The sequence below is a fragment of the Alkaliphilus peptidifermentans DSM 18978 genome, from assembly GCF_900101495.1.
GTDB lineage: Bacteria > Bacillota > Clostridia > Peptostreptococcales > Natronincolaceae > Alkaliphilus_C > Alkaliphilus_C peptidifermentans.
Genome location: NZ_FMUS01000006.1, coordinates 95,349 through 108,531, shown reverse-complemented (window position 1 = coordinate 108,531; position 13,183 = coordinate 95,349). Strand labels below are relative to the sequence as shown.

11 protein-coding genes are annotated in these 13,183 nt (G+C 33.7%); all 11 read right to left on the bottom strand.

Annotation, left to right across the window (positions count from 1 at the left end):
• Window positions 1–50: 50 nt before the first annotated feature.
• Entirely contained in the window at window positions 51–1,640 is a 1,590-nt protein-coding gene (locus BLP68_RS06310) for a M28 family metallopeptidase (protein WP_176758892.1), read from the bottom strand.
• Between the two features lie 341 nt (window positions 1,641–1,981).
• Window positions 1,982–2,761 (bottom strand): 2-dehydro-3-deoxy-D-gluconate 5-dehydrogenase KduD, encoded by a 780-nt coding sequence (gene kduD / locus BLP68_RS06305; RefSeq protein WP_091541344.1) that lies wholly within the window; start codon window positions 2,759–2,761, stop codon window positions 1,982–1,984.
• A gap of 33 nt (window positions 2,762–2,794) precedes the next feature.
• Window positions 2,795–3,628, bottom strand: coding sequence for a 5-dehydro-4-deoxy-D-glucuronate isomerase (gene kduI, locus BLP68_RS06300; RefSeq protein WP_091541342.1), 834 nt, complete (start codon window positions 3,626–3,628; stop codon window positions 2,795–2,797).
• A 93-nt stretch (window positions 3,629–3,721) separates the two neighbouring features.
• Window positions 3,722–5,287 carry a glycoside hydrolase family 28 protein gene (locus BLP68_RS06295; RefSeq protein ID WP_176758891.1) on the bottom strand — a complete coding sequence of 522 codons (1,566 nt, stop codon included), beginning with the start codon at window positions 5,285–5,287 and terminating at the stop codon, window positions 3,722–3,724.
• A 47-nt stretch (window positions 5,288–5,334) separates the two neighbouring features.
• Window positions 5,335–6,264, bottom strand: a complete 930-nt coding sequence (locus BLP68_RS06290; protein WP_091541338.1) for a carbohydrate ABC transporter permease — start codon at window positions 6,262–6,264, stop codon at window positions 5,335–5,337.
• Window positions 6,264–7,139, bottom strand: coding sequence for a carbohydrate ABC transporter permease (locus BLP68_RS06285; protein ID WP_091541335.1), 876 nt, complete (start codon window positions 7,137–7,139; stop codon window positions 6,264–6,266). The genes BLP68_RS06290 and BLP68_RS06285 overlap by 1 nt, the downstream gene beginning before the upstream one ends.
• A gap of 50 nt (window positions 7,140–7,189) precedes the next feature.
• Window positions 7,190–8,497: an ABC transporter substrate-binding protein gene (locus BLP68_RS06280; RefSeq protein WP_091541333.1), complete on the bottom strand. Its 1,308-nt coding sequence runs from the start codon at window positions 8,495–8,497 to the stop codon at window positions 7,190–7,192.
• Between the two features lie 277 nt (window positions 8,498–8,774).
• Window positions 8,775–9,845: a glycoside hydrolase family 88/105 protein gene (locus BLP68_RS06275; RefSeq protein WP_207647882.1), complete on the bottom strand. Its 1,071-nt coding sequence runs from the start codon at window positions 9,843–9,845 to the stop codon at window positions 8,775–8,777.
• 83 nt (window positions 9,846–9,928) lie between these two features.
• A complete protein-coding gene (locus tag BLP68_RS06270) occupies window positions 9,929–11,053 on the bottom strand; it encodes an ABC transporter ATP-binding protein (RefSeq protein ID WP_091541328.1) in 1,125 nt (374 codons plus the stop codon).
• A gap of 399 nt (window positions 11,054–11,452) precedes the next feature.
• On the bottom strand, window positions 11,453–11,848 hold the full coding sequence (locus BLP68_RS06265; RefSeq protein ID WP_091541326.1) for a cupin domain-containing protein: 396 nt from the start codon (window positions 11,846–11,848) through the stop codon (window positions 11,453–11,455).
• Between the two features lie 78 nt (window positions 11,849–11,926).
• Complete coding sequence (locus BLP68_RS06260) at window positions 11,927–13,177, bottom strand: glucuronate isomerase (RefSeq protein ID WP_091541324.1); 1,251 nt, start codon at window positions 13,175–13,177, stop codon at window positions 11,927–11,929.
• Window positions 13,178–13,183 lie beyond the last annotated feature (6 nt).

The following is a 13,183-nucleotide window of genomic DNA, read 5'->3' as shown; positions in this document are numbered from 1 at the left end:
ATTTAAATGTTGAATGTTGAATGAAAAAAACAAAAATAAAAATAAAGAGTTTAAGGGTTAAGAGATATAAGAAAAAAAGATAAAAGCAGGTGTTTAACACCTGCTTCACTAATTTTTTGTTCATTTGCACTATCATAAATATATTGAAGAATTACCCTTGCAACTTCCTCGAGCTTTTCTTTATTTATTTGATCGATAGTATCGTATGGCCTATGATATATTTCATCAAATACCTGTTGAGAAAGATGAATAAACATTACTGCATCTGCTCCAGCATTACCAAAAACCGAATGATCACTTCGACCGTTGTCAGAACTAGTTCTAATTCTTGTATTTTGCTGCAGTGCAACTTTGGTTAAATCTCTATATAACTGATCATTTGCATTAGTATATAGTAGCATTAATTCAGAATTATTTGCCCCCACCATATCGAGATTAATCATCTTTAAATTATTAGGATTATGTTCCATTTTCGATACATAATGGTAAGCCCCTAAGAGTCCATGTTCTTCCCCATTAAAGGCAATAAACTCTATATTAAAGGGTGGTAAGTTCTCCATGTTTGAAATCACCCTTGCTATTTCCAGCATAGCGCCGACACCGGATGCATTATCAAGGGCACCATAGTTTACTTGACCATCTGCATCTACTCCAAAGTGATCAAAATGAGCAGAAATTATTAATGTGTCATCTGTTTCTTCAGCAGCAGGTAGTCGACCAATTACATTGGCCGCACTTACATTTGGATAATTAACACTACTAGATACACGAAGCATATAATGATCATTTTCATAGCTCTCGAGGGTCTGAAGTACCTCTGGGGTAATAAGTATCATTGGTTTACTAATAGAGTTAATGGGTGAACGAATAATTGACATGAATTCTGAAACTATGCCACCGCCATATCCACTAAATGGCTGGTGTACATATAAAACCAGTGGGAATTCACTCTTATTACTAGCCTCACGAAGCTTTTGACTAGTAATAGATCCCAGGGCATTAATGTGTTGTTGATCTATTATTAGCACGGTTTCCTCACCTGCTGAAGCTGCTTCGTCCTTTCGTTGGATTAAAAATGGTGCTTCTATTTCATATGAAACATCTCTAAAGGTAGCCCTTCCTAATTGATTATAGCTAATTATATTATGTATCTTAATGTAATCCTTACGGTAAGTGAAGCTTTCTTCAACAGCTCCATCTTCATTAATCAATTCTAAAACAACTGGACTATTATATAGTATTGTCTGTATATCAAAATGCTGATAATAGCTATCATCATCTCCTCCCGGCAGTAACCCAAAGGCTTCAAATTGATCTTTAATATATTCTGCTGCCAATTCATTACCTTCTGTTCCTGGATTTCTTCCTAAAAATCCATCTGAAGCTAGTTCAGCTACATGCTGATAAGCTGCTTCTCCATCAAAGGCATCTAGGTAATCTTGTAGGTCTACTGTGCTCCAATTATTTTTTTCGATACCATCACTGCTACAGCCACTAAAGATAACAGCTAATGCAATTACTAAGCTAAGTATTGCAGTTTTATAGTTTAGAGTATATGGTTTACCTTTAAAAAGCTTAATAATAATCCCCCCCTGACCCATATAGTATATGTTTATGCTTATGTAAATATATTTTATCATAATAATTCTTTTTTCCATATATTGTTTACAAACATTAACGAGAATTTAAAATATTCAAATCCATAAAAAAAGAATCCTAAAAAGGATTCTTTCAGATTGCAGACAAAGTAATATCTATTTAGCAAACTCGATTTTTAAAACTTAAGTAAATAATCAGTGAAGTTAAAATAAAAAGAGCGAAAAGATAATCAGATAAGAGTTTTCAACTGTTTGAGCGAAAGCGAGTTTTGAAATCTCCTGATTATCTTTAGCTCATTCCAGACTTGGTTCTGAGCGGATTTACGTAGTTTCGAAAATATGAGTTTGTCTATAAATCCTAAAAAGGATTCTTTTTCTTCTATCTATCTAACTAGCCAACCACCATCTACACATAGTACATGTCCGTTCATATAATCTGATGCCTTTGATGAAAGAAATACTGCAGCTGCTGCTAAATCTTCTGGTTTTCCCCATCTTGCTGCAGGGATTCTCCCTAAAATTTCTGCATTTCTCTTTTCATCAGCTCTTATAGGAGCTGTGTTGGCAGTTTCAATATAGCCTGGTGCAATGGCATTTATTTGTACATTTTTCTCTGCTAACTCATTGGCAAAGGCCTTTGTTAGTCCTGCAACTCCATGTTTAGAGGCTGTATAGGATGGAACAAATTTCCCCCCCTGGAATGATAGCATAGAAGCAATGTTTATTATTTTACCGCTTCCTTGCTCTACCATGTACTTGGCAGCAACCTTAGATAAATAATAGATGGAGCTTAGATTTAAATCTATTACCTTCTTCCACCCCTCATTATCTCCTTCTAACAACGGTGCTCTATGAATTGTTCCTGCATTATTAACTAGAATATCTATTCTGCCATAGGCTTCTATACATTTTTCCACTGCTCCCATAGCATCATCTTCTTTATCTAAATCTCCATGGGCAAACTTTACTTTTCTTCCTAAAGCTTCGATCTCGTTGGTTATTTCCTCTTTATTTCTTGTCGAGTGGGTAAAAAGAAATAGATCTGCTCCTGCCTTAGCAAGATTTTTTGCAATAGCCCAGCCAATACCACTATTTCCACCGGTTATCATTGCTACCTTTCCCTCTAATCCAAAATGCTCGTAAAGATATTCAACTGTTGCCATAGCTATAACCTCCTTATTAAGTTTAGTAAACTACTATAGTAGGTCTCTATTATCAATATGATCCATATCAGTAAAGGTTTGATTTTCTCCCACCATACCCCAGATAAATGTATACTTCTTTGTTCCTACCCCTGAGTGTATAGACCAAGAAGGTGAAATAACAGCTTCTTCATTTCTCAAGATAATATGTCTAGTCTCTTGAGGCTCTCCCATCATGTGAAATACCATTGCATCTTCGTCCATATCGAAATAAAAATAAACTTCCATTCTTCTATCATGAGTATGAGAAGGCATAGTATTCCAAACTGAACCTTCATCTAATAATGTCATTCCCATCAATAGCTGACAGGATTTACAAACATTTGGATGTACATACTGATAAATGGTTCTCTTGTTAAGCTCTTTTTCCGAGCCTAAGTGTACAGGATTAGCATCCTTAATATTAATTTTAACCGTTGGATATTCCCTATGGGCTGGAGCCGAATTTATGTAAAACTTAGCTGGATCAGCATTGTTAGCTGATTTAAAAATAACATCCTTTATTCCAAGACCCACATAAAGGCCGTCTCTTTTATCCAATTCATATTCATTTCCATCAAGCAGTACTGTTCCCTTACCACCAATATTAATAATTCCAAGCTCTCTTCTTTCCAAAAAATATTCTGCTCCAATTTCTTTTCCAGCCTCCAGCTTTAATTCTTTTTCTACTGGACACACTGACCCTGCAATAATCCTATCAATATGGGAGTAAACCAACTTGATTTCATCCTTCTTAAAAAGGCCTCCTATATGAAATTCTTCACGCAATCTACTGGTGTCGTAAGCTTTGGCGTCCTTATTGTTTGATGCATATCTAATCTCTAGCATCTAAATACCTCCTTTTAAATTTATATACTATCAATAATCTATCAGTTTAAACAACCTATGACATTTGTCTTAAAATTCATTTTAATATTGGAATTATTCTATAAATGTAATATCTTCAACATCAGACATTATAAATGGTTTACCTACAACATTTTCCGTCTTAAAGTTTCTTACGGTTACATTTTTAGCATTTCCAATAAAAAATCCTGCTTTCACTTGCTCTTCTAAAAAGCTCATCATGGCAGGATGCCCTGGCTTTGCATCTTTAGCAAATGAAACCTTAATATTTTCAAGTATTATATTTTCTACTTTTTTTTCTGGAAGACCATAAATAAATCCAGCTGCTACTTCACAATCTTCACATATCATGTCTTTTAGATATATGTTTCTGATAACAGGTGTTCTTTCATCTACAGGGAGCTCTTCTTTACTCCATACATATTCAGTCTTCCCATCTGGATCACAGAAATAAAAAGCATTTATGACAAAGGGAGTTAATACTTTTTTCATTATAATATTTTCAGCATTAATACCATTGATTATTCCATCTTTACCTCTACCTCTTCTAGTCTTTATTCTTATACCCCTATCTGTCTCTTCAAATATACACCTTATTGCATAAACGTTTTTTACTCCTCCTGCCATTTCACTCCCAATAACTATTCCACCATGTCCAAATTTCATATGACAGTTTCGTATTATTATATTTTCTGAGGGAGTTTTAAGTCTTGCTCCGATATAAAGTTTTCCAGACTTTATGGCAATACAATCATCTCCAACAGAGAAATCAACCCCAATAATATCAACATTTTGGCATGACTCGGGGTTAATTCCATCTGTATTTGGAGAATCCTTTGGATTTATAACCTTTAAGTTAATAAGTTTTATATCCTTTGAAAAAATAGGATGAATAGTCCATGAAGGTGAATTTTGAACTGTAACACCCTCAATTAAAACATTGCTGCAATCCTTTAAGAATATAGTTCTGGGTCTCCATGCAATTTTTTGCTTTTTTGCATCCTTCCACCAGTTATCAAAGGAAGCATTACCATCGATAATTCCTTCACCGATAATCTTTACATTACTTAGTCCAATACCGGTTAATAGACTAGCAAAGGAATTTACTGGTTCACCTTCCCATGAGCCTAAATAGAATTCATCCTTTTCATCGGTAGTTTGAGTCAATCCAGGTAAAATAGGATAATCTTCTCTAATTACGCTGCCTAAAAGTATAGCTCCTTCTTGAATTTCCAAGGTTATATTGCTTTTAAGGAAAATGGGTGTGGTTAAATATGTTCCTTTAGGAATAACCACCCTTCCATTTTCAGGACAAGCCATTAAAGCAGCCTGTATTGCTGCAGTATCATAGATATCTCCTGTTCCTTTTGCGCCAAATTCCATTACGTTTAAGGAAACATATTCTTTCTCAGTTTTAAATATCTTAATACTACTTTTTTTATCTGTTTTAGAGTCCTTTAAATATAATTCATATTCTTTATCTGGTTCCAGATTAAATAGAGTTACTACATTTTTATTAGTTGTTCTAACTAATTCTTCATTTGCATAAATCTGATACTCATAATCTGTGTAGACACACAGATCATTCATTACTTCTATAGTAGCTGTTCTGGATGATATTGTAATAATTTCAAATCTCATAATTCACCTCTACATAGCTTATTACAATGGTATTAACCATAGTCTTATTAACCTTTTAATCCTGAAGTAGTTATACCGTCTACAAAGTGTTTTTGTGCTATGAAGAATACTACCAGAGATGGTATCAATACAATAACTGACATTGCAATAATTTGATTCCATTGAACCAGTGCACTAGCATCCATAGACATTTTGAGGGCAATGGATACTGGATATTTCTTAACACTTGATAGATAAATTAATGGTCCTAAGAAGTCATTCATTGTCCACATGAATTGGAAAAGGGCAACTGAAATCATTGCTGGTTTTAGTATTGGTATTAGAATATACAATAATACTTGTAGTGAGTTGCAACCGTCAATGACTGCTGCTTCTTCTAAGTCCTTTGGTATACCCTTCATAAATTGTATCATCATAAATACAAAGAATGCATCAACTGCAAAAGCTGCAGGTACTATTAATGGCTTATAGGTGTCTAACCAATTAAACTCTCTAAACATCAAATATTGAGGAATTCTTAAAACAACATTTGGTAAAAGTAATGTTGCAATCAAAATTGAGAAAAGATATTTTTTTCCTGCAAACTTAAATCTAGCAAACCCATAGGCAGTTACTGTTGTTGAAATTACTGTCAAAATAACCTTAGGGATTACGATTTTAAAGGTATTAATAAAATAAGTTGTAAAGGTGTACTCTGTTGATGTTTTCCAACCTCTTACATATCCTGAAAAATCAAATTCCGACGGTAAAAAACCAATAGAAGTAAAAATTTCTGCATTAGATTTAAATGATGCTCCAACAAGCCAAACTAATGGATATAACATAAATAGCCCAACTATTGCTAAAATTGCATATCGAATGCCTTCATTTATTTTTGTTCTTCTTACTCTTCTTTTTCTCAGTATTAGATCATTCTCTAATATTGCATTATTCACTTGTGTGGTTTCTTGTTTTTGTTTTGTTTCCTTTGCTTTCATTATTCATCTCCCCCATCATAGTGAACCCAATACTTCTCAGACTTAAAGGTAATTAATGTGAAAATCATTATAATAATGAATAAGAACCAAGAAAGCGCGCTACCATAACCCATTCTAAAGTATTTAAATGCATTATCATAAATATAGAGAGGAAATAAATAGGTTGAGTATAACGGTCCACCTCCAGTTATGATATAGGGTCCATTAAATTCTTGAAAGGCTTGTACCAGTTGCATAATAAAATTAAAGAATACAATGGGTGTAATTAATGGTAATGTTATCCTAAAGAAAATACTAACCTTTGAAGCTCCATCAATCCTGGCTGCTTCGTATAGGGACTCTGGTATATTTTTTAATGCTGCTAAGAATATAACCATTGGTGAACCAAATTGCCATACACGTAGTAGACTGATAGTAAATATCGCATATCTTGGATTACCTAACCAACTGATTGAGCTTATTCCAAAGAAACCTATGATCAGATTAATTAAACCACTATCCGAGAACAAGAATCTCCATAAAACTGCGATTGCAACACTCCCCCCTAAAATCGAAGGTAAGTAATATGCTGTTCTAAAGAAGTTTACTCCTTTAATTTTAAAGTTTAAAATATAAGCGATAAAAAGTGCAAATGACAGCTTTAATGGTACAGTAACAAATACATATATAAACGTAGTAGTAATAGACTTTTTAAATAGTTCATTTTCAAACATTGTTCTATAATTATCAAGACCCACAAAGCTAGGTGCTGACATCAGGTTGTAATTAGTAAAGCTCAGTAAAAAGGATGCAATAAACGGAAATGCTGTAAAAATCATTAAACCTACTAACCAAGGTAAAATATAAATGACACCTTCATATTTCTTTAGCTTCATGCCTGCCTCCTTCTAGGAATTACAGGGGAGAGAATCTCTCCCCCCCAAACCTACTTAGCTAATTCTGCTACTAATCTATTTACTGTTGTTATAATTTTCTCTGCAACTTGCTCTGCATTTAAGATTCCGTATCCGAATTCTTCCATTGAGTTTCTATAGAAGGCTTGAAGCTCTGCATCTTCAAAGTATGGTGAAATACCAGCACCTAAGTTTTCTTTAACCTTTACATTTCCTTCATAGGTTAGTCCTTCTAATTTGCCTTGACCTTCAAGAGTTGCTAGCGCACTAAGGTTTGCAGGAATACCTCTTGATGTTCCTAAAATTGCTGAAGCTTCTGGGTCAGAAACTAGGAAATCTAAGAATTTAGCTGCTGCTTCTGGGTGTTTAGTATTCTTATTGATAGAGTAAACCATAGAAACCTTTGCTAAAGCAGATTTGTTTGGTCCAATATCCTTTAAGAAATCACCTGTTACTATTTTTTGATCTCCCTCAAGGGCTGCTTGGAACTTAGCAATTGCACTGTCCCATTCATAGGTTCCACCATATTTACCTTGAATCCAGCTTGGAGTTTGGTCTACAGGAACATCACCTGCTGCACCTCTAACTTCCAGTGAAGGTGTTACTCCTTCGTCTACCATTTTCTGATAGAAGTTTAATCCGTCAATTAATTCATCCTTTGTGTATGCTACTTGATTGTCTGCACCAATGAAGGGCTTACCAGTTTTTTGCTCTAGATAGTATAATACCATTAAAAATGCATTATATTGATCTAAATCAAATGGATAATAGTCTGCACCTAGCTCAGCCTTAAAAACTTCTGCTGCTGCAAATAAATCTTCAAAGGTTTTTGGAATTTCCACGCCTGCTTTTTCATATGTGCTTTCATTGAAGTAAAACACTTTACCACCGATTCCAACAGGTAGTCCATTTAATTTGCCATTAATTGTAGTTTGGTCTAATAATGCTTTATCATAGTTGTCTAGCGTAATAATATTACTAACTTGGTTTAAATCATAGAAACCATTACCATCCTTAGAGAATAACCATAACCAGTTCCAGTTAACTTGTATAACGTCAGGAGCTGTGTTACCCACCATTTGTGTTGTTACCTTCTCTTGGTGACCTTGCCATCCACCGTATTCAGCACTGATTTTAATTCCAGGATTTTTTTCCTCAAATAATCTGATGGCCTCTAAAGTTGCTTCATGTCTAGCATCTCCACCCCACCAAGAAAATCTTAAGGTTACCTCTTCTGGTTCCCCATTTCCATCGTTGTTGCCTGTGCTTGTATTACCAGCACATGCTGTAAGCAGTAGAACTAATGCCACAAAAATCGATAACACTTTAATCTTTTTCATTATAATTCTCCTCCCTTTATTTATTGCCTATAATAATAGCTTAAATGTACTATCATTTTAAGCATAAACTTAACTGAACAACTTAACCATACTATCCATTTCCAGCTCAATATATAAGATTAAGACATAATATTTAAAAACATATCGACTTTATATAATATAGTTTCTTCAAGGTGCTGTTTTATGAATTCCTGTAAAAACAGCATTAGTTACTACAATAACACCCTTTGGGAAGCTTGGCAACGGCCAAACTTTGCCAAAGCAAATTATATTATTATCAAGATAATTTTAGTATCTCGCTGTAGGTCATTAGAAAAGCTCCAACTCCCTTATGATCATTGATGACAGGCTTCTCTGAAATATAATATTCGTAGCTTCCATCCCTGTAGGGGACGTTTCCAAGCCCTGCAACACCACATATTCCATCTAACTCCATAGTTTCAGTATTTAGATATAATTTAACTGTTCCGTTGAAGGCTTTTACTCCGTACTCCCTTAACTCCAACGGTAAATATCCCAGCCTTACTCCCTTTAATATAGAATAAGCAATCATTAATGTTCCAGATGTTTCTAGATAATTCCCTTCGCGATTTCCTTCATCTATTACCTGATACCACATTCCACTTGCATCTTGGTACCTAAGTAATCCTTCTATTGCCTCTATAAGCATTGATTGTATATCTCTTTTAAAGTCTGAATTCTCTTCTATAATCTCTAGTGTATCAACCATCGCCATAACGAACCAACCCATAGCCCGCACCCAAAAGTTTTCGGATAAGCCTGATTCTTTATTGCACCATTTTTCTTTTCTACTCTCATCATAGCCATGATAATATAGTTGCTTCTCAGCATCCCATATTCTTTTCCTTACGTTTAAGAACTGCTGATGAATGTCTTCATATCCTTCTTTATTATTAAATGTTTTTTCATACTTTGCATAAAATGGCATTGCCATATATAGACCATCTAACCATACTTGGTTAGGATATATTTGTTTATGCCAAAAACTCTTTTCATTATTTCTAGGATGTTTTTTCAGCTGCTCCCTTAATAGATTCAGGGCTTTTTTGTATTTATCATCACCAGTTGTTTCTAATGCATCAAAAAGAACCTTCCCAGAATTAATATTATCGATGTTATATTCATCTGCTTGATAATTCAATGGCTGTCCTTCTACTGAAACTAACTGATCTAATTGGTTCAAGATAAAAGAAAGATACTTATCCTCACCAGTGGTTTTGTATAGGTTTAAGGCTCCGATAAAAACACATCCATCTTCGTAATTCCACTTTTCTCTATATCGCTTAAAATTCTTTAGGTAATTATCTACATATTTTTGTATATCCATCATATAACTCCTTATTGTTAAGATTTAAAATTAAGTTCTTAGCAATACTGCTTAAAGTATAATACTTAGTTCTTTATTCACCACTACAGTGATATATTTTCTTCACTTTCAAAATCAAACAAATGACATTTACTTAAATCAAACCAAAACTTATAGCTTCCTCTTAAGGAAATTTGTTTTACTTTTTCTGGATTTAACCTAGAAATAAATTGGTTGCCAGCCATATAAAAATAAACAAATTCTTCATTACCCATTTGTTCAACCACAGATACTTCGCCAGTTGCATAATTATTCTCTTCATTAGGATTGGTTTCAAAGGATTTTATATTCTCTGGTCTTATACCAAACCATACCTTTTTCCCTACATAATTCTTTACCTTGCTGGCTTTTTCTTCTGGAAGAAGGAACGTAAACTCTCCAATTTTTAACCAAGCTTTATCTTTTTCACTAATTAGTTCTGCTTCAACAATATTCATAGCTGGTGCCCCAATAAAGCCTGCAACAAACTTATTGGCTGGTTTGTTGTATAAATTTAAAGGTGTATCTACCTGCATGATTTCACCAAATTTCAATACACAAATTCTATCTCCCATTGTCATGGCTTCTACCTGATCATGTGTTACATATATCATGGTAGCAGGTTGCCCCTCTTCTTTTAACTGTTGATGAAGCTGACTAATACGTACCCTCATTGATACTCTCAATTTTGCATCTAGGTTTGACAATGGTTCATCGAATAAGAAAACTTCTGGCTTTCTTACTATTGCTCTTCCAACTGCCACCCTTTGCCTTTGGCCCCCAGACATTTCTTTAGGTTTTCTATCTAAAAGATCTGTTATTTCTAGTTTTTCTGCTGCATCTCTAACTCTTTTATCGATTTCATCCTTAGGTGTTTTTTGAAATTTTAGCCCAAAAGCCATATTATTATAGGCTGTCATATGAGGATACAATGCATAGTTTTGGAATACCATTGCTATTCCACGATCCTTTGGAGGGACTTCGTTTACACATCTATCTCCAATCCATATTTCTCCACCTGTGATATCCTCCAGACCTGCTATCATTCTTAAAGTTGTAGACTTAGAACATCCTGATGGACCTACAAATACCATGAACTCTCCATCTTTAACCTCTAGATCAATTCCATGGACTGCTTTAAAGCCATTTGGGTATTCTTTTTCAATTCTTTTCAACACTACCTCAGCCATAATTACTCTCCTTTTTATGTTTGATTCTGTTTTATTAGAGAAATTACATTTGTACTCTTTGCTTAGACAAAACCCATTGTTTGAAAACGTGTTCAAGACTAGCGAATCTTTATTTATCAATGTTTAATTGTGTTTTTATTGAATTAATGCAAACGTGTTCAAAAGTTTTAAATAATTAATCTTGAAAATAATTATGGATTAAATCCGTTCATGCAAACGTGTTCAACTAGCCAGATAATTGATTTTTCAAGATTTAGTGAGATAATGATTGTAAACGTTTTCTAGTTTAAATTATATAATAATTTCTACAATTTTGTCAATAACAATGATTAACTTATATTGTCATTTTGTTATTATCTTATCAACTTGTCAAAACAAGTTGCAACTGAAAATTTATGCTTATTTGAAACTATTCATATTCATTTTGTCTATTGGGGTTAGTTTATAACTTTGTGAATTACTATCATCTGTGCTACTGTTCTCAACGATTAGTATTTGAGCTCCTGGTTTTAAAATAACTGCATGCCATTGCTTTTCTTTTACGGTATATAATTTGTAGTTTATCATTTCTTCAGCTTGAATTTCTCCAAATTCATCTTCAAATCCAGCCGTAAAAATTTTCGCCTCTCCCTTTAATAGCAAGAATACTTCATCGGTTTCTAGATGACGACCAAAGAATTGTACTCCCTCCAGGGAATTATTATTTTCCTTATAGCTTAATTGTGCTATTCTCCATGACTTGTAATCCTTAAGTGGAACAAATCCGTTGCCTTCTATTCCGATTACCTCCAGCATAGTCATTCCTCCAATTAAATAATGTCTATTTATTCAAGCTAACATTTCAATAATCAAGTTTGTCTAACTTGTTATGGTTTATATTTCTTTATTTATAAAGGTCCAAAAGGTTCCACCAAATATATTTTCAACGTCTCTATTTATCTCTTCTTTTGTAATTATCCAATTATTAACCAACAAGTCGTTATATTTATCGATTAGCACTTTTTCAATAATTTTACGTGAATGTGTCCATTTATAAATAAGTTGATCTAATACCCTTGCATCAGAATGCTGCGGAATAAAGGATAATCCTAATGTTTCCATCCTAATACGTGTCATTTCTTCAATAATACTTGGGTTATTTAAAAACCACCAGCAACCAAAAACCATAAGATTTCTAAATTTTCTTGCAGTGATAGCTAGCTCATGCTGATTTTCTCTTGATAGCATTGTTACCATGAACTTGTTTTTAGAATAGGTTTTGCATAGATACTCAACAACCTCAATGTTGGATTTGCCTAGTGAGTCTCCTGCTAAGCCTAGATCATAGTTAACTAATTTATTAACGCCAATCATCATTGCAAATGGTATGTTAAACTCACTACAAACTGGTACAATACACTGTTCTATAATTCTAGAGCGATCTGAGGCCTCTGGAAGCATAAAAGTTGGAGGTAAGGATACTGCCATATAAAGGGAGCTTGTTTTTTTGATCCAATCCTTTAAAAACCTTTTAATTTCTCCTATTGTTTCCTCATCTAAATTCCTGCTGACATTATAACCCCATTCTTGTAGCTTTATATAAGTGGTCTCATACTGATTTAAAAGAGGATCAATCCTAAGGGCTGCTTTAAATCTCGAGTCTTTATTTCCAACTAATTCCCAAATTGGCTGCTCTAGACTATCAAAGGGATCGTTGGTCATTACAACTTCTTTAACTCCTGCAACTTCAAAAACCTTACTAATATATTCATCTACTGTCATATCGTTAAAATATTTTCTATAGGATTCCAGGTCCCTTGTAGAAAGATCAAGACCTAGCTTTGCAAGGACTGTTAACACACCTCTTTGGGCTTCACTTACTGGACTATTTTGAATAAATAAGGTTTCCCATATTAAATTGGCTTGTTCTTTTTTAGAAAGCTTAAAGAACTCATTGTAGCTCATTGTTGAATATCTAAAAAATTCGGCAATTAAATAATGATATGTTAATAGTTCATCAATTCCCCAAAGCAATAAATTTTTAAATCCTGTAGAATAGATGTGTGTATGAACATCTGTAATTTCAACATTATTTACTGCTTCCTCAATAACCAATTTTAGTGTGGTTTGATCTGTAATTTTCATTGTGTT

Bases quoted from the DNA above. Each gene is read 5' to 3' on its own strand.
- BLP68_RS06265 (WP_091541326.1), bottom strand. From the start codon at position 11,848: ATGCTGGAGGTAATCGGAATAGAAGGCAACGGATTTGTTCCACTTAAG.
- kduI (WP_091541342.1), bottom strand. From the start codon at position 3,628: ATGCTAGAGATTAGATATGCATCAAACAATAAGGACGCCAAAGCTTAC.
- kduD (WP_091541344.1), bottom strand. From the start codon at position 2,761: ATGGCAACAGTTGAATATCTTTACGAGCATTTTGGATTAGAGGGAAAG.
- BLP68_RS06260 (WP_091541324.1), bottom strand. From the start codon at position 13,177: ATGAAAATTACAGATCAAACCACACTAAAATTGGTTATTGAGGAAGCA.
- BLP68_RS06285 (WP_091541335.1), bottom strand. From the start codon at position 7,139: ATGAAGCTAAAGAAATATGAAGGTGTCATTTATATTTTACCTTGGTTA.
- BLP68_RS06290 (WP_091541338.1), bottom strand. From the start codon at position 6,264: ATGAAAGCAAAGGAAACAAAACAAAAACAAGAAACCACACAAGTGAAT.
- BLP68_RS06310 (WP_176758892.1), bottom strand. From the start codon at position 1,640: ATGATAAAATATATTTACATAAGCATAAACATATACTATATGGGTCAG.
- BLP68_RS06275 (WP_207647882.1), bottom strand. From the start codon at position 9,845: ATGGATATACAAAAATATGTAGATAATTACCTAAAGAATTTTAAGCGA.
- BLP68_RS06295 (WP_176758891.1), bottom strand. From the start codon at position 5,287: ATGAGATTTGAAATTATTACAATATCATCCAGAACAGCTACTATAGAA.
- BLP68_RS06270 (WP_091541328.1), bottom strand. From the start codon at position 11,053: ATGGCTGAGGTAGTGTTGAAAAGAATTGAAAAAGAATACCCAAATGGC.
- BLP68_RS06280 (WP_091541333.1), bottom strand. From the start codon at position 8,497: ATGAAAAAGATTAAAGTGTTATCGATTTTTGTGGCATTAGTTCTACTG.